This window comes from Pseudomonas sp. CROZ-RG-20F-R04-15 (assembly GCF_022662375.1).
Classification (GTDB): domain Bacteria; phylum Pseudomonadota; class Gammaproteobacteria; order Pseudomonadales; family Pseudomonadaceae; genus Aquipseudomonas.
The window spans coordinates 317,058-342,553 of the sequence record NZ_JAKNQL010000003.1 but is presented as its reverse complement, the minus strand read 5'-3'; the positions used below and the strand labels follow the sequence as shown (position 1 = coordinate 342,553).

26 protein-coding genes are annotated in these 25,496 nt (G+C 57.1%); 12 read left to right on the top strand and 14 right to left on the bottom strand.

Annotation, left to right across the window (positions count from 1 at the left end; translation table 11 throughout):
- Window positions 1–7 precede the first annotated feature (7 nt).
- Window positions 8–1,315, bottom strand: coding sequence for an ATP-binding protein (locus tag L8H52_RS07680; protein WP_242206524.1), 1,308 nt, complete (start codon window positions 1,313–1,315; stop codon window positions 8–10).
- The gene (locus L8H52_RS07675; protein ID WP_064392669.1) at window positions 1,312–2,052 is read right to left on the bottom strand and encodes a response regulator; all 741 of its coding nucleotides are present in this window, start codon (window positions 2,050–2,052) and stop codon (window positions 1,312–1,314) included. Before L8H52_RS07675 ends, L8H52_RS07680 begins: the two co-directional genes overlap by 4 nt.
- Window positions 2,053–2,349: 297 nt before the next feature.
- Here L8H52_RS07675 and L8H52_RS07670 point away from each other — a divergent pair, with 297 nt between their 5' ends.
- Genes L8H52_RS07670 through L8H52_RS07660 form a run of 3 tightly spaced genes read left to right on the top strand, consistent with a single transcriptional unit; the run spans window position 2,350 to window position 4,163 of the window.
- Window positions 2,350–2,613, top strand: coding sequence for a DUF2790 domain-containing protein (locus tag L8H52_RS07670; protein WP_242206522.1), 264 nt, complete (start codon window positions 2,350–2,352; stop codon window positions 2,611–2,613).
- A gap of 46 nt (window positions 2,614–2,659) precedes the next feature.
- Entirely contained in the window at window positions 2,660–2,914 is a 255-nt protein-coding gene (locus L8H52_RS07665; RefSeq protein WP_242206520.1) for a hypothetical protein, read from the top strand.
- Between the two features lie 37 nt (window positions 2,915–2,951).
- Window positions 2,952–4,163 (top strand): cytochrome c biogenesis protein DipZ, encoded by a 1,212-nt coding sequence (locus L8H52_RS07660; RefSeq protein WP_242206517.1) that lies wholly within the window; start codon window positions 2,952–2,954, stop codon window positions 4,161–4,163.
- 17 nt (window positions 4,164–4,180) lie between these two features.
- Here the strand turns inward: L8H52_RS07660 and L8H52_RS07655 are convergent, their stop codons facing one another.
- Window positions 4,181–4,642, bottom strand: coding sequence for a GNAT family N-acetyltransferase (locus L8H52_RS07655; RefSeq protein ID WP_242206515.1), 462 nt, complete (start codon window positions 4,640–4,642; stop codon window positions 4,181–4,183).
- A gap of 225 nt (window positions 4,643–4,867) precedes the next feature.
- Here L8H52_RS07655 and L8H52_RS07650 point away from each other — a divergent pair, with 225 nt between their 5' ends.
- Both L8H52_RS07650 and L8H52_RS07645 read left to right on the top strand, forming a co-directional pair.
- Window positions 4,868–5,140 (top strand): DUF4242 domain-containing protein, encoded by a 273-nt coding sequence (locus tag L8H52_RS07650; RefSeq protein WP_180699504.1) that lies wholly within the window; start codon window positions 4,868–4,870, stop codon window positions 5,138–5,140.
- A 33-nt stretch (window positions 5,141–5,173) separates the two neighbouring features.
- A complete protein-coding gene (locus tag L8H52_RS07645) occupies window positions 5,174–5,986 on the top strand; it encodes a class I SAM-dependent methyltransferase (protein WP_242206513.1) in 813 nt (270 codons plus the stop codon).
- 152 nt (window positions 5,987–6,138) lie between these two features.
- On the opposite strand, the gene pcsA is transcribed toward L8H52_RS07645, so the two are convergent.
- Window positions 6,139–6,861, bottom strand: a complete 723-nt coding sequence (gene pcsA, locus L8H52_RS07640; protein WP_105709010.1) for a phosphatidylcholine synthase — start codon at window positions 6,859–6,861, stop codon at window positions 6,139–6,141.
- A 259-nt stretch (window positions 6,862–7,120) separates the two neighbouring features.
- On the opposite strand from pcsA, the gene L8H52_RS07635 reads away from it, so the two are divergent.
- The 4 genes from L8H52_RS07635 to ligD all read left to right on the top strand — a co-directional run bounded on the left by L8H52_RS07635 (window position 7,121) and on the right by ligD (window position 13,005).
- A complete protein-coding gene (locus tag L8H52_RS07635; RefSeq protein WP_242206511.1) occupies window positions 7,121–7,891 on the top strand; it encodes a tellurite resistance TerB family protein in 771 nt (256 codons plus the stop codon).
- Window positions 7,892–8,054: 163 nt separating this feature from the next.
- Entirely contained in the window at window positions 8,055–9,431 is a 1,377-nt protein-coding gene (locus L8H52_RS07630) for an iron-containing redox enzyme family protein (RefSeq protein ID WP_242206509.1), read from the top strand.
- An 11-nt stretch (window positions 9,432–9,442) separates the two neighbouring features.
- A complete protein-coding gene (locus L8H52_RS07625) occupies window positions 9,443–10,396 on the top strand; it encodes a class I SAM-dependent methyltransferase (RefSeq protein ID WP_242206507.1) in 954 nt (317 codons plus the stop codon).
- A gap of 17 nt (window positions 10,397–10,413) precedes the next feature.
- Complete coding sequence (gene ligD, locus L8H52_RS07620) at window positions 10,414–13,005, top strand: DNA ligase D (RefSeq protein WP_242206505.1); 2,592 nt, start codon at window positions 10,414–10,416, stop codon at window positions 13,003–13,005.
- Here ligD and L8H52_RS07615 read toward each other — a convergent pair whose 3' ends face one another.
- The 3 genes from L8H52_RS07615 to sodC form a co-directional block, all read right to left on the bottom strand.
- The gene (locus L8H52_RS07615) at window positions 13,006–13,407 is read right to left on the bottom strand and encodes a hypothetical protein (RefSeq protein ID WP_242206503.1); all 402 of its coding nucleotides are present in this window, start codon (window positions 13,405–13,407) and stop codon (window positions 13,006–13,008) included. It lies immediately after the preceding gene.
- Between the two features lie 80 nt (window positions 13,408–13,487).
- Window positions 13,488–13,802 carry a DUF2388 domain-containing protein gene (locus L8H52_RS07610; protein ID WP_122594408.1) on the bottom strand — a complete coding sequence of 105 codons (315 nt, stop codon included), beginning with the start codon at window positions 13,800–13,802 and terminating at the stop codon, window positions 13,488–13,490.
- A 171-nt stretch (window positions 13,803–13,973) separates the two neighbouring features.
- Entirely contained in the window at window positions 13,974–14,495 is a 522-nt protein-coding gene (sodC, locus tag L8H52_RS07605) for a superoxide dismutase [Cu-Zn] SodC (RefSeq protein WP_242206501.1), read from the bottom strand.
- A 247-nt stretch (window positions 14,496–14,742) separates the two neighbouring features.
- Between sodC and L8H52_RS07600 the strand changes: the two genes are divergently transcribed.
- Window positions 14,743–16,356, top strand: a complete 1,614-nt coding sequence (locus L8H52_RS07600) for a methyl-accepting chemotaxis protein (protein ID WP_242206499.1) — start codon at window positions 14,743–14,745, stop codon at window positions 16,354–16,356.
- 139 nt (window positions 16,357–16,495) lie between these two features.
- Here L8H52_RS07600 and L8H52_RS07595 read toward each other — a convergent pair whose 3' ends face one another.
- Window positions 16,496–16,927: a nuclear transport factor 2 family protein gene (locus L8H52_RS07595; RefSeq protein WP_242206497.1), complete on the bottom strand. Its 432-nt coding sequence runs from the start codon at window positions 16,925–16,927 to the stop codon at window positions 16,496–16,498.
- A gap of 481 nt (window positions 16,928–17,408) precedes the next feature.
- Here L8H52_RS07595 and mqo point away from each other — a divergent pair, with 481 nt between their 5' ends.
- A complete protein-coding gene (gene mqo, locus L8H52_RS07590; RefSeq protein ID WP_242206495.1) occupies window positions 17,409–19,055 on the top strand; it encodes a malate dehydrogenase (quinone) in 1,647 nt (548 codons plus the stop codon).
- 168 nt (window positions 19,056–19,223) lie between these two features.
- Here mqo and L8H52_RS07585 read toward each other — a convergent pair whose 3' ends face one another.
- From L8H52_RS07585 to L8H52_RS07570, 4 genes are all read right to left on the bottom strand, one after another.
- A complete protein-coding gene (locus L8H52_RS07585) occupies window positions 19,224–19,826 on the bottom strand; it encodes a hypothetical protein (RefSeq protein ID WP_242206493.1) in 603 nt (200 codons plus the stop codon).
- A complete protein-coding gene (locus L8H52_RS07580; RefSeq protein ID WP_242206492.1) occupies window positions 19,816–20,964 on the bottom strand; it encodes an ImmA/IrrE family metallo-endopeptidase in 1,149 nt (382 codons plus the stop codon). Before L8H52_RS07580 ends, L8H52_RS07585 begins: the two co-directional genes overlap by 11 nt.
- Before the next feature lie 58 nt (window positions 20,965–21,022).
- Window positions 21,023–21,886, bottom strand: a complete 864-nt coding sequence (locus L8H52_RS07575) for a J domain-containing protein (protein ID WP_242206491.1) — start codon at window positions 21,884–21,886, stop codon at window positions 21,023–21,025.
- A gap of 184 nt (window positions 21,887–22,070) precedes the next feature.
- Window positions 22,071–22,499 carry a nuclear transport factor 2 family protein gene (locus tag L8H52_RS07570; protein ID WP_242206488.1) on the bottom strand — a complete coding sequence of 143 codons (429 nt, stop codon included), beginning with the start codon at window positions 22,497–22,499 and terminating at the stop codon, window positions 22,071–22,073.
- Between the two features lie 438 nt (window positions 22,500–22,937).
- Here L8H52_RS07570 and L8H52_RS07565 point away from each other — a divergent pair, with 438 nt between their 5' ends.
- Window positions 22,938–23,384 (top strand): NUDIX hydrolase, encoded by a 447-nt coding sequence (locus tag L8H52_RS07565; protein WP_242206486.1) that lies wholly within the window; start codon window positions 22,938–22,940, stop codon window positions 23,382–23,384.
- A 6-nt stretch (window positions 23,385–23,390) separates the two neighbouring features.
- Here L8H52_RS07565 and L8H52_RS07560 read toward each other — a convergent pair whose 3' ends face one another.
- A complete protein-coding gene (locus L8H52_RS07560; protein ID WP_242206484.1) occupies window positions 23,391–24,506 on the bottom strand; it encodes a DUF3396 domain-containing protein in 1,116 nt (371 codons plus the stop codon).
- A gap of 43 nt (window positions 24,507–24,549) precedes the next feature.
- Window positions 24,550–25,491 carry a PoNe immunity protein domain-containing protein gene (locus tag L8H52_RS07555; RefSeq protein WP_242206482.1) on the bottom strand — a complete coding sequence of 314 codons (942 nt, stop codon included), beginning with the start codon at window positions 25,489–25,491 and terminating at the stop codon, window positions 24,550–24,552.
- Window positions 25,492–25,496: the final 5 nt, after the last annotated feature.

Here is a 25,496-nt window from a genome sequence, read left to right as displayed (position 1 = left end):
GTAGCCTTCAAAGATTGAGAGGGAGTTTCAGTTCCGCACACAACCCGCCACCCTCGCGGTTGCTCAAGGTCAACGAGCCACCCAACGCCATGGCCAGTTGCTGGGCGATCGCCAACCCAAGGCCGGTGCCGCCAGTGTCGCGATTACGTGAGTTCTCCACGCGGTAGAAAGGTTGCAGCACTTGCGCCAGTTCGGCGTCGGCGATGCCCGGGCCGCGATCCATGACAGTGATCGCCAGACTGCCCTTATTGGCTTCGACCCAGACTTCGGCGGCGCCGGCGAACTTCAGCGCGTTGTCGGTCAGGTTCACCAATACCCGGCGCAAGGCATGGGGCCGAGTGTCGATGACCGTTGCACTCTTGCCGACCAGTTGCACCTGCTTGCCCATGTCCTGATAGTCGAACACCAGGCTTTCGAGGAAGGAATCCATGTTGGTGCGGCGGCTTTCTTCGGTCGAGCCATGGATGCTGCGTGCGTAGGCCACGCCTTCGCGCACCAGATGTTCCATCTCGCTGAGGTCATTCCACAGTTTGTCTTTCTCCGCCGAATCGTCCATGAACTCGGCGCGCAGTTTCATCCGCGTGATCGGCGTTTGCAGGTCATGGGAAATCGCCGCCAGCAGTTGCATGCGTTCTTTGAGGTAGGCGGCGATACGCGCCTGCATCGCGTTGAATGCACGCGCGGCGTAAACCACTTCGGTCGGGCCTTTTTCGTCGAGGCTGATCGGGTGGGCGTTGGGATCGAGGGTTTCCACGGCGTTGGCCAGACGGGTCAAAGGGCGGATCGCAATGCGCACCGCCAGCCAGGTGCAGGCGAGCATCAGCGCCAACTGGCCGAGCAAAACCACCGGCAACCACGGCGACAGCGGGGCCATCGCCGGGCGCACGTCGATGGTCACCGGGCTGCCGTCGCTCAGGCGCAAATGGCCCTGAAAGTGTTTTTTCGGTCCGGGAATATCGGTGAAGGTCAGCGGGTATTGCTCGCCGATGGCTTCGGTGATCGAGGTGACGGCGATCGGTACATCACTGGCGCCGATCGGCGTACCCGCTTCGCCTTCGCTCAACAGATAGCCGTAATTGGCCCGCGCCAGACGCGTGAGCCAGGCCGGACGCTCTTCGGCAGGCAAGCGATCGAGGATCGCAATCGAGGTCGACACGTCGGTTTGCAGATTGCCGAGCATGGTGTTTTTCGCACTCTGGTAACGCTCGTAATACTGCGCACCGAACGACAATGCCTGGGCCAGCAGCAAGCCGATCAGGAAAATCAGCGACAGGCGCGAGGCGAGGGTGCGCGGCCAGTGCAGATTGCCGGTCATGCCGGCGCCCCGAGAATCTCGACCGGCAGCGAGAACACGTAACCCTCGCTGCGCACGGTCTTGATGTAGGCCGGCTCGCGCGCATCATCGAGCAGACGCTGGCGCAAACGGCTGACCAGCAAATCGATCGAGCGGTCGAACAGGTCAGCGTCACGGCCCTGCGTGAGATTGAGCAGTTGATCGCGGCTGAGCACCCGTTGCGGGTGATCGAGAAAAACCCGCAGCAATCGATATTCGGCACCGCTGAGGGCGACCATGGTGCCGTCCTTGTCGAGCAGGTGGCGGGCCGAGGTATCCAGTTGCCAACGGCCGAAGGCGAGCAAGCGACCGGCCTCGGTGACCACCAGATTCGGCGGCAGCATCCGCGTGCGGCGCAGCACGGCGTTGATCCGCGCCAGCAGTTCGCGGGCGGCGAACGGTTTGGTCAGGTAGTCGTCGGCGCCCATTTCCAGGCCGATGATGCGATCGGTTTCATCGTTGCGCGCGGTCAGCATCAGAACCGGCGTGGCTTTGTGTTTGCCGACGCGCAATTCCCGGCACAACTGCAGGCCATCGTCGCCGGGCATCATGATGTCGAGCACGATCAGATCGACGGTGTTGGCTTCGAGAAAGCTGCGCATCTGCCGGCCATCGGCGACCACCGTGGTGCGCAGGCCGTTTTTCTTCAGGTAGTTACCCACCAGTTCACGGATCTCGCGGTCGTCATCGACGATGAGAATGTGATCGACATGTTCCATCGGGTCCGAACCTCTATCAAAGGGGAATGCCGTGCAGTCTATCGAGCCTCGTGCGGCTCGCCTGCCTGCCTTTGTATTGCAGTGTATCTGCCGTGACAACGGATACATGAGCACGCAAAAACGCGGTTTTTTCAGGGTTTTGTATCGCTGTGTATCCCTCACTGGCAGGGATACACAGCGATTGAAACGCGCCTGTTCCTGACACAGACGCGATACCTCGCGAGCCTCAAATAGGCTCCATCGAGGCACACACAGACCGCCTCGGCTCAAACCCACTGAAGCCTTGAGGAAAACGCCATGAACAACAAATCCGTAATCGCCGCCTGCCTGTTTGCCGCGCTGAACATCTGCATGTTGTCGGCCCGCGCCGAAGCCGCTCTCACCCCGCAAACCTACACCTACGGCACCCACCTGGATATCCAGAAAGTGATCTCGCTGAAACAGGACAACTCGGTGTCCTGCGGCATCGTCGAGGCGCGCATGACCTACCTCGATTCGGCCGGTCAGACCCGCGTACTCGATTACAGCAAATTTGCCGACGGTTGCAACAACGACAACTGAGTCATCAGCGGCAATCAGGCCAACTCTTTATAGAAGGATCAACACCATGAACAACGTCTCGCGCTTTTTCACCGCCGTCGCTTTCTCCCTGGCCGGTGTCGCCGCCCATGCCAACGCTGCGGTTGAACAGCATAGCTGCCACAGCGGCAGCTGCTTTCAACTGACGCCGCTGGCCAAGCAGGGCAGCGATGGCCTGATGGCTGCGGACGGCTCCAGCCGCACGCCACAGGGCCAGCTATTTGCCGAGAACGGCTCAAGTCGCACGCCGCAGAGCCAATGGCTGGAAAGCCAGAGCGTCTGAACGGCTCGTCACAATCATTGATCAAGGGTGATTCACTATGTATCTCATCGCATTTCTCGGCGGTCTGTTGACCGTGCTCAGCCCCTGCATTCTGCCGGTGGTGCCGTTTCTGTTTGCCGGTGCCCAACGCAGCCGCACCTCGACTCTGCTGACCCTCGGCGGCATGGCCCTGACCTTCGCGCTGATCTCAAGCCTCGCTGTGGTCAGTAGCGAATGGGTGATTCAGGCCAGCAACAGCAGCCGTTACGTTGCGCTGATCGTGATGAGTGTGTTCGCCCTGTCGCTGATCTCGGCGCGCATCGGTGACTGGCTGACACGTCCCTTGGTGATGCTCGGCAATCGCCTCGACCCGGACACGCGGAAAAAGGCCGGGCCGATGGGCTCGATCATGCTCGGCGTGGCCACGGGACTGCTGTGGGCACCCTGCGCCGGACCGATTCTCGGCGTGATCCTCACCGGCGCCATGCTGCAAGGCGCCAACGCGCAGACCAGTCTGTTGCTGCTGGCCTATGGCGCCGGCAGTGCGTTGTCGCTGGGCACGCTGATTTTCACCGGGCGCGGCTTGGTCAATCGCCTGAAACCGTCGATTCCGTTCACCGGCTGGTTGCGCCGTGGTGCCGGTGTTGCGGTGCTCGCGACGGCGGCGGTGATTGCCACCGGCTTCGATAAAACCTTGCTGGCGAACACGTCCTCCCAAGGCGTGGCCAGCGTCGAGAAAAGCGTGCTGGAAAACGTGCCGAAAGTGGTCGACTACTTCGTCAGCAAAGTCCGTGCGGACTCGCCGATGGAGGAGGGCAAAGGGGCGATGCCGTCACTTTCCGGCGCGGTGCAATGGCTGAACTCGCCCGAGCTGAACGCTGAAGCCCTGCGTGGCAAAGTGGTGCTGGTGGATTTCTGGACCTACGACTGCATCAACTGCCAGCACACGTTGCCGTACGTCAAAGACTGGGCGAAGAAATACGAAAAAGACGGGCTCGTGGTGATCGGCGTGCACACCCCCGAATACGGTTACGAGCGGATCATCGACAACGTCAGAGATCAGGTGGAAAAGCTCGGCATCACCTACCCGGTGGCCATCGATAACAACTATGCGATCTGGCGCAACTTCGACAATCAGTACTGGCCGGCGCATTACCTGATCGACGCCAAGGGGCAGGTGCGTTACAGCCACTTCGGCGAAGGGCGCTACGAAGCGCAGGAGCAGATGATCCAGCAGTTGCTGCAAGAGGCGAAGGCGCCTGCCGCTTGATCAACCAAACCAATGGCTCAGAGGTCGCGCACCATGAGCCATTGCTCGTTGTCCCAGGCACGAAAACGCTCCAGCACCTGCCAGCCGCGTTTGGCGTAGTAGTCCTGCTTGTTCTGTGTGTGCAGATACAGACGCGCAAACCCGCAGTCTTTCGCCTCCCGGAAAACCCCCTCAATCAAGCGTTCAGCCAGACCTTGCCCGCGTGCGTCGGGGCTGACAAACACGCAGGCCAGCCAAGGTCCGAGATCAGGGCGCAGGGCAAGGTCATCGCGTGCCAGCGCGGCGCCGCCGAGCAGGTGTTCACCGTCCATGGCGATCAGACAGGACCAGTCGCCATTGCTTTGGCCCTCGGCAAATTCACGCTGCCACTTGGCCAGCGGGTGGTCGACGTATTCGTAGGGGAATTGTTGGTGGATCCATTGAGCATAACGGTCGCTGTGGTGCATGTGGTGCGCGAGCCAATCGATTTGCAATGACATCAGTCGAGTCCGTTCCAGAAGCGAGAACGCATCAGAAACCAATAGCCGAACCTTGGCAATGCTCAAGGTGTTCCAGCCGCTTTACAGATTTCCGCCGCTCATCGGCAAACCCCCGGTTTTGCGGGGTTGACAGACGATTGGCAGGGACGCCGAGCGGTCTCGGCGCGATAGTGCAGGAGCAGGGTCACTGCCGGCCTTGCCACATAACAAGAGCGCGAGGTTGCCATGCCGAAATTCGTGATTGAACGCGAGATTCCAGGGGCCGGAAAGCTGTCGCAAGCAGAACTTCAGGCTGTGTCGCAAACGTCGTGTCAGGCGTTGCGCGAACTTGGCCCGCAGGTGCAGTGGCTGCAGAGTTACGTCACCGCTGACAAAGTCTATTGCGTGTACATCGCACCTGATGAAGAGCAGGTACGTGAACACGCCAGACTCGGTGGTTTTCCGGCCAACAGTGTGGCGCGTGTGGTGACGGTCATCGATCCGACCACGGCCGAATGATCACCGGCCCAACCTGCAGCGGAGCTCACGTTTATGAGTACCCCGATTGATCTGACTGCCTTGAAGGAACGCCAGAAAGTCGCCTGGGCCAGTGGCGACTACGCCGTGATCGGCACCACATTGCAAATCGTCGGCGAAAACCTCGCCGAAGCCTGCGACCTGCGTTGTGATGAAGAGGTGCTGGATGTCGCTGCCGGCAACGGTAATGCCACGCTGGCAGCGGCGCGACGCGGTTGTCTGGTCACCTCGACCGACTATGTCGCGGCGCTGCTGGAACGCGGCCAGGATCGTGCCCGCGCAGAGCATCTCGACGTGACGTTTCAGGTCGCTGACGCCGAGGCATTGCCGTTTGCCGATGAGAGTTACGACGCGGTGCTGTCGACCTTTGGCGTGATGTTTGCGCCGGACCAGGACAAGGCTGCCACCGAACTGGGACGGGTCTGTCGCCGTGGCGGGCGGATCGGCCTGGCCAACTGGACCCCGGAAGGTTTCGTTGGGCAGATGTTCAAGATCCTTGGCCGACATCTGCCACCGCCTGCCGGTGCCCAGCCCCCCTCGAACTGGGGCTCCGATGCCTGGCTGCACAAGCATTTCGATGACCGTGATTTTCTGCTGCGTGTGACGCGGCGCGAGTTCAATTTTCGCTATCGCTCGGCCGCGCACTTCATCGACATTTTCCGCCATTGGTACGGGCCGGTGCACAAGGCCTTCGCGGCACTCCCGCCGGAGAGCGGGCAGGCGCTGGAAAGTGATCTGGCGGATTTGCTCAATCGTTTGAACCGGGCGGGGGAGGAGTCGCTGGTGGTGCCGAGCGAGTATCTGGAGGTGGTGATTAACAAACGGTGAGGCACACAACCGATTTCAAATTTGTGGTGATCCCCTGTGGGAGCGAGCCTGCTCGCGAAGACGGAGTGTCAGACAACATCTAAGTTGAATGACACAGCGCTTTCGCGAGCAGGCTCGCTCCCACAAGGGTAAATGTAGTTGGCGCGGAATGCCTATTTCACCTGCGGCCGCTCAAACCACTCCAGCGCCGTGCGCCAGATGCAGATTCCCAGAAAATACGCCGACATCAGCAACCACAACCCCATCACCAACGGGTTGATCACCGGGTGGTTGAGCACCAGCGACAAACTGCACAGCAGCCAGATTGCCGTCACCGCAATGTTGATCGGCATGAACCGGCGCACGCGGAACGGGTGCAGGAACTTCATTCGCGTCACCGTCAGCAACGCCAGGCCGATCACGGTCAGGAAGGTGATCCACGGTCCCGGTCCGATGATGTACAAACACAGCGCGACCACATTCCACGCCGCCGGAAAGCCGACAAAGTAGTTGTCCTTGCTCTTCATATTGACGTTGCAGAAGCAGAACAGCGACGACACCAGAATCAGCGACACGGTCAGCAACAGGGTGTAGTCGGGCAACGGAATGTAGCGATAGATGAACAGCGCCGGGATGAACACGTATGTCAGGTAATCGATCACCAGATCGAGGATCGAACCGTCGAAGCTCGGCAGCACCGATTGCACGTTGACCTTGCGCGCCAGTGCGCCGTCGAGACCATCGACAATCAGCGCCACGCCCAGCCACATCAGGCAGTGGGTCGGCTGGTTTTCCAAAAGGGCGAGGGTGGCCAGAAAGGCAGTGACCACGCCAGTCGCGGTAAAACCATGGGCGCCCCATGCTTTGAGCCTGGCGATGTGTACGGTCGATATCACGGGGGCGTTCTCCAGAAAGTGAAGCAAGCCGGGTATCACCCTTGGACAATAAGGGCGCCGGCAAACCGGGTCGGGGTTGCAGCTATCGACCGGTCTGGCCGGGATAAGGTTCACCACTGATAAATCTTAGCTGGCCGGCGAAAAAAAACGCGGGCGAAATCGCCGCAGCTTCGAGTCTCAGCCAAACGGTGCTGGCGCAATGGCTGTCGGGGTCTATCGTTGCCAGACGCAGTCACTGCCCTTGCCTGAGGATGACGTCATGAACACCAGCGATTTGCTCGAACAACTGCTGCGAGGCCAGGCCTCGGCGGGACAACAATCTTCAGCCTCCGCCGGTGATGGTTTGGGCGGCCTCGGTGGCTTACTGGGTGGTCTGCTCGGAGGCGGCTCGGGCACCGCCAGCGGCGGCGGATCTGCCGGTGGACCTGGCGGCTTGGGCGGCTTGCTCGGTGGTTTGCTCGGCGGCGGTGCCGGTGGTGGTCTTGGCGGCGCATTGGGTGGGGCACTGGGCGGTGGGGGCGGCACGCAAAGTCGCTCCGGCGGCACCAACTATGCGGCGCTGGCGTCACTGGGGATGATGGCCTATCAGGCGTATCAAGCCTGGCAACGCAGTCAGGCCAGCGCGGCCCCGCAACAGGTCCCGCAAACGGCGAATCTGCTTGCCGGGCCGGAAGTCGAGGAGCACGGCCATGCTGTGTTGCGCGCGTTGATTGCGGCGGCCAAGGCTGACGGTGAGATCGACGCCCGGGAACAACAGATGATCAATGGGGAAATCAGCAAACACACCGACGACCCACAATTGCAGCAATGGTTTGATGACGAAGTCTCGAAACCGCTGGACGCCAACGAAGTCGCGCAGGCGGCCAAAGGCGATCCGGCCATGGCCGCTGAAATGTATCTGGTCAGCGTGATCCTCGTGGACGACCAGCAGGACGCCGAGCGCAGCTATCTGGATGAACTGGCCGCCGCACTGCAGATCGATCCCGACTTACAAGTGCATCTGGAACAACAGGCCAAAGGTCAGGCCTGAAGTCACGTTAAAAAAATCATTGCCACCCGCAGCTCCGCCAAGGAGCTGCTTCGCCGTCCGTCCGGGCATTTTTCACGTCGATTGAATTTTTCGCAGGCGCTGCCTCTCTGCTGCTGTAGAGGCGTGTGGAACAGCGTCCTGCCAACCGACCGAGAATTTTGCCATGACTGTCCTGACACACCTGCAGGCCGGACCTGCCCAACCGCAAGCAATGAACACCGCCGGTAACATCCGGCAGGTCTATGAAGCGTTGTTGCGTGATGATAATTCCCCGGACCTCGCTCAGGCATTTTTGCAGGAGCAACTGCAACATGCCGCGCAACTGGCCGACTCTCTGCCCGAAGATCCCACGACCTGGCACGCCTGGGTGGCCGAACACTGCGCCGATGTCGCCCGGCAATACGCCGATTACCTGCAGCAGCGCAAGGCCGGCGGGCCTCGGCAATTCTTCCGTGGCAAGGCGCAGGCACTGTATTTTCTGCAAGCGGTCGCACCGACCAAACTGGTCGATGGCGCTTGGCTCCATGGGCTGTTGCCGCGCTGGCAGGACCCGCGTTTCCAAGGCCTGCTGCGAACTTTTCTGGAAGAACTGGGCGAAGGCAATCCGGCGCAAAATCACGTGGTGATTTACCAGAAATTACTCGCCGAGCACGATTTGCAGGATGGCAGCGCCATCGACGATGAACGCTACCTGCAAGGCGCGATACAACTGGCGCTCGGTGTCTGCGGTATGGATTACTTGCCCGAAGTGATCGGCTACAACCTCGGCTATGAACAACTGCCGTTGCACCTGTTGGTCAGCAGTTACGAACTCAGTGAGCTAGGCATCGATCCCTACTACTTCACCCTGCATGTGACCATCGACAACGCCAGCACGGGCCATGCGCAAAAGGCTGTGCAGGCGGCGCTCGATCTGCTGCCCCTTGAGGCCGATCGCGGCGAGTTTTTGCGCCGGGTAGCGCTGGGCTATCGGCTCAACGACCTAGGGCAGGGCAGCCGCGCGATCATCGAAGGTTTCGACCTTGAGCGTGAGTTGCTGGCGATGCTTGAACGCAAGTGTCCGTTCGCCCAGCACATGCACTCCGATTACTGCCGCTTCGAAGGGAAGACCGTCAATCAGTGGCTCGCCGCACCGGAGCAATTGCCCGGTTTTCTTCAAGCATTGCAAGACAAAGGCTGGATCAAACGACATGAAGACCCGCAGGCCAGTCGCTTTTGGCAACTGATCGCCGGCGACGGTGCGGCGATGTTCGGCGTGTTCAATGCCTACGAAAAACAGCTGGTGCACGACTGGATTGCCGGCGACTGGACACCATCGGATAAAGCGAAACCTGTTCGGCGACACAGTCACACCGCAGCGTCCATCGAAGGGCTTGAACAGGACCCCGACGTCCATGCGCTCAACGCCGCGCTGCAAGGTCAGGATGCCATCGCGCAGATGGCAATTCTGATCCCCTGGCTCGCACCGGCCCGCCATGCACATCCGGCCGGACTGCTCGCTACCCGTCGTTTTATCGAACTCAAATCCCGTTTGCCTTAAGGAAATTGCCGATGAATCAGGAAGAACAACTCTGCCCCAACGACCTCGTGCTGCTGCAACTGGGCCGACGCTTGTTGGCAGACGGCTATCGGTTCATCACCCCGACGCCGTTGACCCATCAACGGGTCAACCAGCGTGATGAGGGGCAGATGGCCGACTCTTTGCGTGACGTCTTCGGCTGGTCGCGACCGTTCGCACCGGGATTGTTGTCGGCGGACGAACAGCGGCAGTTGCAAGACGCTCAGGTCATTGATAATTACGAAGGCCACCTGAAGAGTCGCGTGCGCTGGTCGAGCCTGGATGATTTGCTGTTCGTGCATTCGGCATTCCCCACCGAGGCGGCGGATGCGGTATTTTTTGGCCCGGACACCTATCGTTTTGCGCAACTGATCCACGCTCACCTGCAACAGAACTTCGCGCCCATCCATCGCGCGGTGGACATCGGTTGCGGGGCGGGCGTCGGGGCAATCCTGATCGGCCGTGCCCGTCGCGAGGCACACGTGCTGGCGCTGGATATCAACCCCGTAGCGCTGCGTCTGACCGCGATCAACGCCGCCTTGGCGGAGGTCGCCAACGTCGAGGTGCACGCCAGTGATCTGCTGCAGGGGGCCGACGGCGAATTTGACCTGATCGTCGCCAACCCGCCGTACATGGCCGATCCGGCAGAGCGCGCTTATCGTCACGGCGGCGGGACGCTGGGGGCGGGGCTGTCGCTGCGCATTGTCGAGCAGGCGCTGAATCGACTGGCACCCGGCGGTTCGCTGCTGCTCTACACCGGTGTGGCGATGGTCGATGGTCGCGACCCGTTTCTCGACACCGTGCTGCCGCGACTGGACGAGAAGCGCTTCGGCTGGACCTACCGCGAACTCGATCCGGATGTCTTCGGCGAAGAACTGCTCAACCCCGGTTATCAACGGGTCGACCGTATCGCCGTGGTGGCGCTGACCGTGACCCGAATTGGCTGAAGCAAGGCAGGTGCGCGATGAACAGAAACCTCGACGACTACAACCGCATGCGCGATTTTTCGGCGACTTCGGAACCGGCAGCCAACAAGCGCTCGGGTCGCAAATCCGCGAAGGATCACGCCTTGCAGTTCTGCATCCAGAAGCACGACGCGTCGCACCTGCATTACGACTTTCGCCTGGAACTCGATGGCGCACTGAAGAGCTGGGCAGTGCCGAAAGGGCCGTCGCTCGACCCCAAGGTCAAGCGGCTGGCGGTGCATGTCGAAGATCATCCGCTGGATTACGCGACGTTCGAGGGCAGCATTCCCGAAGGGCATTACGGTGCTGGCGATGTGATTGTCTGGGATCGTGGCGTATGGATTCCGCTGGAAGATCCGCACAAGGCCTACGAAAAGGGCAAGCTCAAGTTCGAACTGCAAGGCGAGAAGCTTGGCGGCATCTGGAACCTGGTGCGCACGCACATGCCGGGCAAGAAGGAGCAATGGTTTCTGATCAAACATCAGGACAACGCCGCACGGCCGCAGGATGATTACGATGTACTGCTGGCCGAGCCGGACAGTGTGCTGAGCGAACGCACGATCGTCGACAAACCCAAATTGGCCGCCGAGCAAAGCAAACCGCTGAACAAGCCAGCGGCGAAAACCCGCAAACCTGCGAGCGGCAAGCTCACCGGCGCGCACAAGGCCAAATTGCCGGCGCAGCTCAAACCAGAACTGGCCACCCTGGTCGACAGCGCGCCCGAAGGCCAGTGGAGCTACGAGATCAAGTTCGACGGCTACCGGATCATGGCGCGCATTGATCGTGATCAGGTGCAACTGTTCACGCGCAACGGTCACGACTGGACGCACAAACTGCCGCAACAGGCCGCAGCCCTGGCCGCGCTGGGATTGGAATCGGCGTGGCTTGACGGTGAAATGGTCATTGCCAATGAACAAGGCGTGCCAGACTTTCAGGCCCTGCAAAATGCGTTCGAGGCCGGGCGCAGCGGCAACATTCTCTACTACCTGTTTGATCTGCCGTATCTCAACGGCGTCGACCTGCGTGAAGTGCCGGTCGAAGAGCGTCGCGCCGCATTGGCCACGGTGCTTGGCAGCCATGAGCAGCCGTTGCTGCGCTTCTCCGAAGCCTTTGACGAAACGCCGGACGCATTGCTCAACAGCGCCTGCCAGATGCAGATGGAAGGCCTGATCGGTAAACGCCTCGGCTCGCCGTATGTGTCACGGCGCAGCAGCGACTGGATCAAGCTCAAGTGCAAGCATCGTCAGGAGTTCGTGATCGTTGGTTACACCGATCCGAAAGGTTCGCGCAGTGCGTTCGGTGCCTTGTTGCTGGGGCTGCATTATCGCGACAGTGGCGAGTTGCGCTACGCCGGCAAGGTCGGCACTGGCTTTAACGAATCGACGTTGAAAAGCATCCTCGCGCAACTCAAACCCTTGCAGGTGAAGAAAGCCGCTGTGGCCAATCCACCGAGCGGATTCGAGGTCAAAGGCGTGCACTGGCTCAAGCCAAAACTGCTGGCGGAGGTCGCGTTTGCCGAAATGACCAAGGACGGCTCGGTGCGCCACGCTGTCTTCCATGGCTTGCGCGATGACAAACCGGCCAAGGACATCACTGAGGAGCGAGCGAAACCCGTGAAGACCGCAGAGAAGAAAACCGCCGCGAAAAAAACCACGAAAAAAGCCCCAGCGAGCAAAGTCGACACCGCGCCGTCGCAACTCGGACTGGCCAACAACAAAGTGCGCATCACCCACCCGGATCGAGTCATCGACGCGGTCAGCGGCACCACCAAGATGCAACTGGCCGAGTATTACGCCAGCGTCGCCGAATGGATCCTGCCGCAGCTCAAGGATCGCCCGGTGGCACTGGTGCGCGCCCCGGACGGCATCGCCGGCGAGTTGTTCTTCCAGAAAAACGCCGAGCGCCTGGCGATCCCCGGTATCACCACGCTGGACAAAGACCTCACCGGGCAGCCAGTGATGCTGATCAACAACGCCGAAGCGCTGATCGGCGCGGTGCAGATGAGCACCGTCGAGCTGCACACCTGGAACGCCACCACGGTCGATCTGGACAAACCCGATCGCTTCGTCCTCGACCTTGACCCGGACCCGGCGCTGCCGTGGAAAAGCATGGTTGAAGCGACGGCACTGACACTGACCGTGCTCGATGAACTGGGATTGAAAGCGTTCCTTAAAACCAGCGGCGGCAAGGGCATTCATCTGGTCGTGCCGTTGACCCGCAAGCTCGGCTGGGATGAGGTCAAGGACTTTAGCCATGCCATCGTCAACCATATGGCAAAGCTGTTGCCCGACCGCTTTTCCGCAGTGTCCGGGCCCAAGAACCGCGTCGGGCGGATATTCATCGATTACCTGCGCAACGGTCTGGGCGCCACCACCATTTGTGCTTATTCGGCGCGTACCCGCGAAGGTTTACCGGTGTCGGTGCCGCTGTTTCGCGAAGAAGTTGCCGAGATCAAGGGCGGTAATCAATGGAACGTGCACAACGTGCACGAGCGCCTGGCCGAAGTTGGCGATGCGCCATGGGCCGAGATGAAGAAAACCCGCCAGAGCATCACCGCCGAGATGCGTAAACGCGTCGGGCTGAAAAAGTGATCAGGTGTCGCGCAGCAAGTCGTGGGCGTTGAGCAGTTCGAAGGCGATTTCGGGATGGTGTTCCAAGCCGCGACGAATGGCGGCGGGGATGGCCGCGCGGGTCTTGCGACACAGGCCCGGCAACTCGTCGATCTGAATGGCAATGCCACGCATCGTGCGAACTTCGTTGAAACCGGGGGAGACTTCAACGCGCAGTCCCAGTTGTTCATACATGCGTTGTTTCAGGTGTTCGAGATCGGCGAGGTCTTTGAGTTTTTCCAGCCGCGCCAGCAGGACTTTTTCTTCCTCGCGGGTCAGGCGCAGGATGCGCAAATCCGCGCCGGGTGTCTCCAGCAACGGATCGCGCCCGCAAATGCAGGCGCCGGGCGGGCAGGGTGAGCGCAGAGGCACAGAAGTCGTCATGGCCTCCATCATAGAGGCCGTCGGACAGTTTTGCCTATGTGCCTTCAGCGGCCGTCCATCGGCTGCTTCATCCGTGACAGCTACTGATTCAGGCCTTCGTAATGCACCAGAATCGCGTTGGCGAGATCTTCATCACTGGCGTTCAGGCCAGGATTGTCCTGGCGAACCTGTTGCAGCACCGATTCAAGATAAACCCCACGGATGGCCCCGCCACTGGCGACAAATGCAGACAAGTCGTCACGGGCCGGGATCACCATTTTGTGATCCTTGAAGGTCGAGTACAGCGACGCGGAGACACCTGCCGAAGTGGCGACATCACCCGCATCAACGCGGGCCAACGCCGAACCGACCGGCAGGCATAAGAGTAAAGAAGAAACGAGCACTAACTTGCGCATGACGGTGTTCCTCCACAAGCGCGAAGCAAAAAGGGAAGGACTACATAATGTGAGAGGGGCGCGGTCCGTGGGAGTTCCGTGAGGCTGGAAAGTCTGCGCTATTGCGAGTCAGACGCGGGCAACGCCATGACGGATTGCCCGGTCTTGGCCCGGTCTTGAATGTGCGATGGATCAGATCACCCCGCAAGCCATGCGGTCACCGCCACCGCCCAGCGGTTTGGGCATGTCAGCGTGGTTGTCGCCGCCGGCGTGGATCATCAGCGCATGGCCCTTGATCTCGGAGATCTTTTTCAGACGCGGCGCCAGTACCGGATAGTTGGCGATACCGTCAGCGGTCACGTAAACCGCAGGCAAGTCACCCAGATGGCCGTCGGCGTAGGGGCCGAGGTGCTTGCCGGTTTTCTGCGGATCGAAATGCCCGCCAGCGGCCAGTGCAGCACCTTTCACGCCATCCTTCATCCCGGCTTCGCAACTGCCGTTCTCATGCACGTGGAAGCCATGGATGCCGGCCGGCAGCGACTTCAGATCCGGGGTGAACAACAAGCCATACGCGGTTTCGCTGATGGTGACCGAACCGATCGCTTGGGGTGCACCGTCGGCGCTGACCAGGTTGATGGCGACTTTTTCCGTCGCCGCCTGGGCGCTGCCGATGGCCAAGGTGCCAAGCAAACCCAACCACATTGCGCGTTTCATAGGCGTCTCCTTTTGCTGCATGAGTGTTCAAAGCGACGGACTCAATAGCCTGCCGGCATTAACTGGCGGTGAAGGCGTTGGCCGTGCGCGTTGAAAAGTGAGACTTGCCGCTCATTGTGAAAGTTTTGCGGCATTTGGCCGTCATGCCGACATCTGCCGACACGCTCTGGTGCAGCAGACCTGCACAAATAGGCTTAACTGAAGGTCTGACAGGCGCTTGCGGCGCGTGGCCAAGGAGAAAACCAAGGTGTCGATCAAACTGCGTTTAGTGTTGCTGATTGTGACAAGTCTGCTGACGGCCGTGATCGTCAGTCTGGTCAGTTACGTCGGCAACCAGCGGATGGCCTCGGCGGTCAGCGACAACGCAGTCAGCATGAGCGCGCTGCGCAACCACATGGAGGCCGACATGATGCACGACGCCCTGCGCGCCGATGTCTACTCGGCGATGCTGGTCGGGCTGGGCAAAAGCACCAGCACGGCGAGCGAGGTACGTGATTCGATCAACGAGCATGCCGGGCATTTCCGTGAGGTACTCGAGGAAAACCTCAAACTGCCGATCAACCCGACATTGCGCACGGCCCTGGAACAGATCAAACCGAGCCTCGATACCTACATCAACGCGGGCGAACGGATCGTCGGGTTGGCGCTGGACAATCCTGATGCCGCGCAACAGGAACTGGGCACCTTCAACACGGTGTTTGGTCAGCTTGAAGAGCAAATGGCCGCGTTGAGCGAGTTGATCGAGTCCAATACGCGGCGGACCAGCGCTGCAACCGAATCAGCCATCCACAGCGCCAACGTTGCGCTCGGCGTGGTGTTGATCGCCAGCCTCGTGCTCCTGTTGATTCAGGGGCGCTGGGTGATTCTGAGCATCATGGGGCCGTTGAAGACCGCCAGTCGCATCGCCGAAAGCATCGCCCACGGCAACCTCAGCGAGCCGATCACCGAGCCGTCCGGCAAGGACGAAGCCAGTGTCTTGATTCGTACGCTGGCGACCATGCAGCGCGACTTGCGCAACATGATCGATGTAGTGCGGCGCAATGCTCACGGTGTCAGTGGCATGAGCGAACAACTCAGCCACGGCTGCCATCAGGTCGCCGACAGCAGTCAGCAACAAAGCGTCGCCGCCAGCACCATGGCCGCCGCCGCGAGCCAGATGACCGCGAGCATCGAGGAAATTACCCGCCATGCCGAACGTGCCCTGAGCATGGCCAATCAAGCCGAAACCCTGGCGAAAGAGGGCGGTGGCGTGATTCATCAAGTGGTCAGCGACATGGACGATATCGCGCGTTCGGCGCAACAGTCGGCACAGGTGATCCGCACACTGGATCAGGAATCCGAAGCCATTTTCAACATCATTCAGGTGATCAAGAGCATCGCCGACCAGACCAATCTGCTGGCGCTCAACGCCGCCATTGAAGCGGCCCGGGCCGGCGAGCAGGGTCGGGGTTTTGCCGTGGTCGCGGACGAAGTGCGCAGTCTCGCGGCGCGCACCAGCGCTTCCACCCAGGAAATCGCTGCGATGGTCGCGCGCATTCAGCACAGCACCCGCGAGGCAGTCAGCAGCATGGAGGCGGGTGTCGCGCAGGTCGACAAGGGCATGGCGGTGACGGCGGATGTCGAGCGGGCCATCCGCGAAATCCTCGAGGCGACGTTGAGCACGACGCAACTGGTCAACGACATCACCCGCACGATCGGCGAGCAGAGCCAGGCCAGTAACGAGATTGCCCATCAGGTGGAAATGATTGCCGGGATGTCCGAGGGCAACAGCCGGGTGATCGGGCAAACGGCGAATACGACTGATGAGTTGTCGAGCCTGGCGGGGCAGTTGGCGCAGTCGGTGGATCGGTTTCGGTTGTGACCAGGAAGATTTGTATTGCCTGGGCTGCCGCTTTCGCGAGCAGGCTCGCCCCACATTGGAATGCGTTCCCCTGTGGGAGCGAGCCTGCTCGCGAAGGCGGCAGCCCAGTCAACATCTATTCAGAGTCGGTTAACCCCGATCAGAACTTGAACGCCTGCCGCCCCACCAGCAACCACTTGCCATCCTGCTTCTGCCAGATCTGAAAGTTCTCGATCTCGGTCGGCACCACCTCGGTTCCTTTCAACGCCTGCGCGGAAAAGTGGTGGCGTACCAGCGCGGTATCGCCGGACAGGGTGATGGTCTGATTTTGCATTTCCAGGGTCTTGAACGCGCTCTTGCCGGTTTCAATGTCGGCAATGAATTCCTTCTTGTCCTGAATCTTGCCACTGGAATGGCCGTAGGTCAGGTTGGGCGCGGTGAGCGCATTCAGTTCGGCGATGTCCTTGTGCAACATTGCCTGGGTCAAATGATCGACCGCTTGGGCGACATCTTTTTCCGCCGGGGCAGCGGCGGCCATGGCGTAGCCGTTAAAGGCGCAGAGGAAACCGATGAGGAGTCGGGTTTTGGTCATGGAAGTTGTTTCCTTGTTGTTATGGGTGATGACTGCGCGACTTGTTCGTCAGTCATCGTACAACTTAGCAGGTTATCCAGAACTTAGGCACTCGTTCCACATCCTTAGTCTTCAGGGGTCATGTTCAGCCTTCGTCGGCCGATAGTGTCCTGAGCGGAAAAAGACTCTCAAGTCGGGAACAGACGCGCGGGTTTGCCCTGACGTGATATTCTTCGCGCCAACTTGGTTTGACCTTATTCAGTTTGCTTGCCTTCGGGCGGGCTGACGGAATCCCTGTCGCTCAAGTAGCTGAAGCCAATAATGATAAGAAGTCAGTTCAGAAGGGACATTAACTGAGGTCGATGCTGCATGTCGGCCTTGTGTGCCCACCCGTCAAAATTGAAGTGTGCCGGAATCTGCGACGCTAGCCTGAGCGTCATCAAAGCGGATCGCATGCAGATAACAGCGGCGGGCGGAAGGCGTTTTATCATAGGTGCAACAGATGTTTAAAAAAGTGAACACAGCCCTGCTGGGTCTGGCTTTGGCGATGGGGATGACATCCGCCAATGCTGACGAAGCAAAGAAAGTCGACGTTCTGCTGATCGGCGGCGGCATCATGAGCACCACCCTCGGTGTGTGGATCAATGAGCTGGAGCCAAGCTGGTCGATGGAAATGGTCGAGCGCCTCGACGGCGTCGCCCTCGAAAGCTCCAACGGCTGGAACAACGCCGGTACCGGTCACTCGGCACTTGCCGAGCTGAACTACACCCCGGAAGACGACAAAGGCAACGTAACGATCCCGAAAGCCGTCGAGATCAACGAAGCGTTCCAGGTCTCCCGTCAGTTCTGGGCCTGGCAGGTTCAGCAAGGCGTTCTGAAGAACCCTCGCTCGTTCATCAACACCACGCCGCACATGAGCTTTGTGTGGGGCGATGACAACATCAAGTTCCTGAAAAAGCGCTACGAAGCCCTGCAAGCGAGCCCGCTGTTTGCCGGCATGCAGTACTCCGAAGACCCGGCTGTGATCAAGAAGTGGGTCCCGCTGATGATGGAAGGGCGTGACCCGAACCAGAAAATCGCGGCCACCTGGAGCCCGCTGGGTACCGACATGAACTTCGGCGAAATCACCCGCCAGTTCGCCACGTACCTGCAGACCAAACCTAACTTCGATCTGAAACTGTCGAGCGAAGTCCAGGACATCACCAAGAATGCCGATGGCACCTGGCGCGTCAGCTACAAAAACCTGAAAGACGGCACTAAAACCGAAACCGACGCCAAGTTCGTGTTCATCGGCGCTGGCGGCGGTGCACTGCACCTGCTGCAGAAGTCGGGCATTCCTGAAGCCAAGGAATACGCTGGCTTCCCGGTTGGCGGCTCGTTCCTGGTGACCGATAACCCGGCCATCGCTGAACAGCACCTGGCCAAGGCCTACGGTAAAGCTTCGGTTGGCGCACCACCGATGTCCGTTCCGCACCTGGACACCCGTGTTCTGGACGGCAAGCGCGTCATCCTGTTTGGCCCATTCGCGACCTTCAGCACCAAGTTCCTCAAGGAAGGTTCGTACCTGGACCTGCTGACCAGCACCACCACCCACAACATCTGGCCTATGACCAAGGTCGGCATCAAGGAATACCCGCTGGTCGAGTACCTGGCTGGCCAACTGATGCTGTCGGATGAAGACCGCATGAACGCGCTGAAGGAATACTTCCCGAACGCCAAAGCTGAAGACTGGCGCCTGTGGCAAGCCGGCCAACGCGTGCAAATAATCAAGCGTGATGAAGCCGCTGGCGGCGTGCTGAAACTGGGCACCGAAATCGTTGCTGCACAAGACGGCTCCATTGCCGGCCTGCTGGGCGCATCGCCAGGCGCGTCGACCGCTGCACCGATCATGCTGAGCGTGCTGCAAAAAGTCTTCAAAGACAAAGTCGCAACGCCAGAGTGGCAATCCAAGCTGCACCAGATCGTGCCAAGCTACGGCACCCAGCTGAACAGCGATCCGGCCAAAGTGGCTGCAGAGTGGGCCTACACCGCCAAGATCCTCGAACTGCCGACACCTCCAGTGATCGGTCAGGTGGCTGCTCCGGCCGCACCTGCAGCTGAAAAAGCTGAAGCTCCGAAGGAAAACGCTGCACGTGACATGGCTCTGTAACCAGACCCCTGACACACAAAACCCACTGAACCGGCGACGGTCAGTGGGTTTTTTTATGGTAGACGGATAATCAATTCGACGGTAACTCTGGATAGGATCCTCCGACTTGACTGCACAGCAGGAGTGGGCATGTCCGGACAATGTAAATTGTAGAGTGAAAAAAGTTTTTTATATCCTCTGTTGAGGATTTGTGAAGTGCAGCGGAGTTATACGGTATTGAAGTGCAGTCTCATAAGCTTCATTAAAGTATCTTGTCAAAGGACGTCTTTCAAATGACTCATGCTCTTTAACAATGTCGGTGTGGTCTGTATCGTTGAGCTTTAAGTTGTAATGAAGCCATCCATATAGTTTTGGCGTAGTTTCTACTCGTAGAGCTAAAGTATCTTCGGAAAATTTTCGAGCCAATTTCTCATCTGTCATAACCGCAATAGTAGATAGATTGTATGACATCGCTATGCATGATAGCTCTCCGCTGCTCAATTTTTTGGGAGCTTTAAGGGCGATTGTAATCAGATCCCTAAGGTCGCAGTGTTGAATAGATATCTGGTTTTTTGATAATGCTAAATTTAAGCGCTCTTTCAGTTGGTCTTGTTCCTTGGTTGGTTGTTTTCTTGTTTTGTATAGGCATTCATAATTTACCATTGGAGTAATTATAAAGTGCACGCCAGATGAAAATGCAGCTAGACTCAGTTTTTTTGCGGATAGTATGTTCCATATGGAACAAGTGTCGACAGCTACTAATTTAGAGAAATTCCGCGGGTCAAAAGCCATGTTTGATAGTCCATCCAAATAATTTTCCAATTTCAGAAAGATCTTGATGCTCTACTCCGAGTAGTTCACACAAGCGATGGGTGCTGATCAAATTATTTTCATGTGCTTCGCAACATAGAGATACATAGTAGTCTGATAGTCCTTTTTCTAATAAATTTGTTCTTCTCTCTCGTTGTAATTTTGTTAAATTTTGAGGCGCTTCAGGGTCGACTTTTTCTGAGTTCGCCACTCTGGCGATTTTTAGCGCGTCCGCTTGTTGTGGAGTGATAATGCCTTCGTCTTTTAATGCTTTTGAGAGCGCAGAAGTACTAACTCGGAACTGTTGAGCCCAATGTACTATGGTGTTTTGGTCCCAGTGAGAAATGGATCTTAGCATTGCTGGAGGCATTAGGTAGTTTGAGGCAAAGCTGTTGGCTCGAATCTCAATAAGATCTTTTTTTGAATACTTTGTGCTGCCAATATCGTAAGTGACTCTGATCTTTTCTTTGGAGTCAAAAATAGAGTGGGCTACTTCGTGAGCTACCGAGAAGCGCTGGCGATAGATGTCTTCATTATAATTTATTAGGATGCAATGTCCCGCTATAGGATCTTGTATATATAGTCCGGAAATTTCACTGTTGCTCAGTTTTCGGCGAAAAATATGTATCCCAATTTCTCTAAAGTCAGAGTAAATATCTCGTTGTACGCTGTTGGAGGGAATCCCTAAATACTTTCTTAGCCAGCTGGCAGCATCTGCTCCGTGCTTTTTGAAGAAGTCTCCCGTCCAAATAAAGTCTGGTTTTGTTTTTTTTCTTTCTAGAATAGTCTCCAATTCATTTTCACATTGACAAAAATATAAAAATTCTTGTACGGAACGGCGATCTTGCTTGTTGAAAGTATTTCCGAAACGGCGAAATAGAATTTCCGTAAGGGAGGAAGGCGCGGGGCGCTTTTCATCAAGTAGCTGTAGAAAGTCGCATTTGTACAAAGATGCGAGTATCAAAATTTCATCACCCGTTGGTGCGGACGAACCGAGTTCTAATTCCGTCAATCGTTCGCCTGCGATGCCGCACGCATTGCTAACTTCGGAGAGGCTATACTCAAGGTTTTCTCTGCTGTTTTTTAATCGTTCGCTAATTAGTGTTAAGTCAACATTCATTTGATTTGCCTCTTTTTGTTTGGTGTGCTGGATGTAAGAGGTCTTCAGGCATGTGTGATTAATTGTCGTTTCTAGACGGCCACTCGACAATATTTTCTATGCTTGCTTTTTCCTTTTGAGAACTGATGCTTGTGCGATTTCTTTCTTGGAGATATCGCTGATTTTTTAGTACGGTTTTTGAAGTGTTTTCGATGAGAACGCTTGGTTTGTATTTTACAAGGTGTTGTTGATTTTTAATTTTTTCAGGTTTCGGAGTTGCACGGCTGGAAGGAGTTTTGCTATTTTTTATTGTACTAGAAGCTGCTGAATTGAATTGGTTGTTTGTTGTGGGTTTTGCCTTGCTAACTGAGTATTCCGCTGTGCTAATATTTTGTCCAGGTTTGCTATTGAACAGGTAGGTAGCGAAGGCTGCAGCGGCTGTAACTAATAAATAAGGGAGCAAATGACGTCGTGCATGCTTGGCGGCGCGCAGAGGAATCATAATTAAAGCTGATGTTTTCTTAATATTATTAGGGTCAATTTTTACATAGGAGGAATTGTAAAAAATCGAGGCCGAACGGGGTTCTCTGGTTTTCTCGGATGCAGATGCGGATGCGGATGCGGGTGGTGGTGGTGGTGGTGGTGGTGGTGGTGGTGGTTTAACAGACGCGCGAGCGTGCGCTCGCATCTTAAGAAACTGCTCTCTCAGGAGTTGTTTTTTTCGAGTTTCGAGTTCGGCATCATGGTTTTTTCGAAGGTCGGCGTTAGATAGCACATGATGTGCTTCATTTATTTTTTGCATAAATTCTGCGGCTTTTGAATCACCAGGGTTTTTATCCGGATGATGCTTTTGAGAAAGCGTTTTATAGGCCGCTTTTATCACTTCAGGTGGTGCACTTTCTGAAACTTTCAGAATATCGTAGTGATTGATTATGTCTTGCATTCGGCAACTGCGTCCTTGATTTGTCGATAGAGAATGATGGCACATAGCCTTCGCTCAGTCATCACAAACTAGGCTCCGACGGGGGCCTCCAGGAAAGCGCATCAAGGATGCCTTTTCAAAAAAATCTCTGCATAGGTGGGTTCAGCAGATGCATTCAATAATGCCTAGATGAGGTGGTCGAAAATTAAGTTTTGGCCTTGGCCAGATAAGCACCCAGTCGCCGTCCCATCTCCTCACCCAGCGCTTGCAATCCGCTCAACGGGCGAACCATCACCTCGAACTCGACAATCTTGCCGTGCTCATCGAAGCGAATCATGTCGATGCCTTTCAGCTCCTTCGAACCCACCTTGGCACTGAACTCCAGAATCACATTCAAGCCATCGGCAGTCGCCAGCTCACGGTGGTAGGTGAAGTCTTCAAACACCTCGAACACAGTATTGAGGATCATCGACACCACTGGCGCGCCCGGATAAGGCGTGTGCGCCATCGGCGAGCGGAACACGGCTTGCGGGTCGAGCAGGCCGGGCAGGGCGCTGAGGTTGCCGGTGCGGATCATTTCGTGCCATTTGCCCAGCGATGCGGCGACGTTGGGTTGCAGGTTCAGGTCAGTCATGTTCACTCCAGGATTTTTCTTGTTGTTGTCGCGACGGCAATGACTCTAGATCAACCACGCCGAAATTGAACCCTTGTGCCGCGATCTGAATATCGGCCCATGGCCCATGCGGATCAGATGCGCATCTGATCCGTATTTTTTCACTGGATCTGCCTCTGTTACCAGCTCAGTCATCCGCTCAAAATAGCCCCACGGTTCGGCACTCGCGGCAGTCCTTCATCCCGAAGCGCCCAGTGCACCGCAGGCTCAGCATTGAGGAGAGCAACATGAACAAGATGGCGTTTTTTCTGGGTGGTTTTCTGACACTGACCATTCTGATCGGCCTGCTCGCAACGATTTCTCCGGTCTGAGGCGACCCTTTTCCAGTGACGTCCACGGGTGTGTCGCGCAAAGCATGTTTAAATGCCGCGCCCTCACACCTGTAAATGGACTTCAGTCATGGCCGAACACCGCATTCGCGCGCTCGCACTTTGCGTTTTTCATCACAACGGCAAAATTCTGGTTAACGAATTTCGCGACCCGGTCAGCCAGCAAACCTGCTTCCGGCCCGTCGGCGGCGGTATCGAATTCGGCGAGACCAGCGCCGAAGCAATCGTGCGTGAAGTGCAGGAGGAGTTGCGGCTGTCCATGACGGACATGCGACTGCTCGGCACACTCGAAAGTCTTTTCGTTTACAACGGCAAACCGGGACACGAAATTGTCCAGGTATACGACGCGACGTTCGTCGATCAGGGCGTCTACGACAACGCACAGATCGATGGCCATGAAAGCGACGGCGCGCCCTTCACTGCACGCTGGCATGACAGCTCAAGCTTCAGCGAGCAGGCGCCTTTGGTGCCGAATGGCTTGCATGAGCTGCTGAAAAGCGCCGGATTGCTCGGATGAATTCACTCACGCTTCCCCCGACCAATACCAAAGCGTATCGCCCCAATTCGAGCCACTGAACCGAGGCATGATTTCCCCCAAATCGAAGTAACGTCGGGAGTTTGCCTGTGCAGGGCTGAACCAATAACCCGCGGCGCTACAAGGCTGACCGGCCTCTATTCGTGCTGGAGTTTTCGAATGCGCATCGTCTTGGTCGAATCGCGCGTACCAGCGCTCGGTACTGTCTTGTTCGAAGCAGTTACCGTAGGGTGAATAAGTGTGCAGTTGATCGGGTTTTGGATTACGAAGCTGTTTCAAAACACGGTTCACCGCTACGTAGGTGACGGGTAGAGGTTCATGGATAGCGCCCAGTTCGGGTAAAGCGCCGGCGCGAATGATCACTCCGCCCTGATAATCCAGCATCTCGACGTCGCCACGTCCGCTGAAGGCGTGGCGTAATCCGTCTTTGCCTCCCAGTTGCTCGGTAAATCGAGTGCCAACAATGGTGTACCAGTTGACACCTTTGATGTGATCAAGCAGTTCTCGTTTGAAGTTGTGCACCATTGAGTCAACTTCCAGACCGACATATTGCTGCGCCAGTTGAAATTCCATGGGCATGTAACGATCGAAGTCGTAGGGCAGTATGCTCGAAAGTCCGCCGTAGCCATGTTCGGCTTCAACCTGATCGCACAAGTAAACCAGCCATTCTTGAAAGCGCGCGACGCCATCGGGCTCTTTCAGGAAACTCCAGGGCAATGTCATCTTCAGGTATGAGCGTTTTTGATCGCCATGCACCTCGAACGAGTTCAGTGCGGACAGGCTGTACGCAGCAGCTTCGTTCGCGGTTGCGGCGCTGCTGATGTGCCATTCGTATTGTTCGTTCGGCCCTGACTCGCGGATTTTTTCCTGGGTTTTGCTGAATCCGGAATCTGTCAGCTTCTTGTAGCGGTCGTCGAACTGACCCTTCAGATGTTGGCCGAACTCTTCCTTGAATCGGGTGAAGCATTGCATGACATTGCGCTTGCTTTGCAGCGAGTAGCCTTCCTTGAAGTAGAGGGTTGCGATCAGCCCGAGTCGTACAACGGGGGTGTTGTCGGGTAGCTCAAATGTCAGGTTCGCAGATTGTTCACTCAGTTTGTTCAAGCTCTCCCTGATTGAGCCTTCGTCCTGAAGGACGGACTTCAACTCAAACTTCCCCCGACCAATACCAAAGCGTATCGCCCCAATTGGAGTCGTTGATCTTCGGCATGAGTTCACCCTGTTGGAAATGACGGCGGGAGTTCGCCTGAGCAGGAGTGAACCAATAGCCGGTCCGGCTGCATGCATCGCCGGCAACGATTCGGCCAACTTGTGTCACTCGTGGGCTTTGGTGATTTCTCGCATAGTCGACCAGATCTTTTGGATAAACCATATGGTCGACTTTGCTGTCGTCGATGCCATACAAAAACGCGATGGCGGCGGCCTCGATTGCCCAATAGCCAACGTAATTGCCGTCTTCTCCTTGTAAATGAGTGTCGTGCCACGGTGCTTGTTTAAAAGCGGGGTACCAGCCCTGGCAATACTTTTTCAGCAGGGCGGATGCCTCTTCGCGCGTGTCGGCGTAGATTGCTTGTATTAGCGGGGTGTATACGTCGTGATACCACTGGTCAACGTCATGACGGTTGGGCAGTACCTTCTTCAACAGGTCTTCGAATAGCGTGTCGTCCCCGGCATAACCTGCGTTGTCCAGCATTTTGACAAAGCGTATGAGCAAGTCGTTACGGTGCAGCAGAATACACAGACCGATTACTTGCACAGCTTCTTCGTACTGATCTGGCCAGTCATCGATAGCCAACGGAGAAATCTGTGGCGCTCCTTCGAAGTCGGCGAGGGTTTGCTGGCGCACTTCATATTTTTCGATCAGGTCCTCAAGTAACGGAACCAGAGACTCAACGTCCACTCCTGCGGTGTAAGTTGCCAACAATTTGTCCAAAGCCAGACTTTGGAAGTATCGGGCACGCTGGGATGCTTCTTCTTCATCGGAGTCGGATTTGAAACGATTGGTCTTGAAGAACTCGATGACTTCGTCATGTTCTTTCAGGAAGTGGTTGTACTGATGATCAGAGAAGAATTTCTGGCGTTTGCTCATTGATG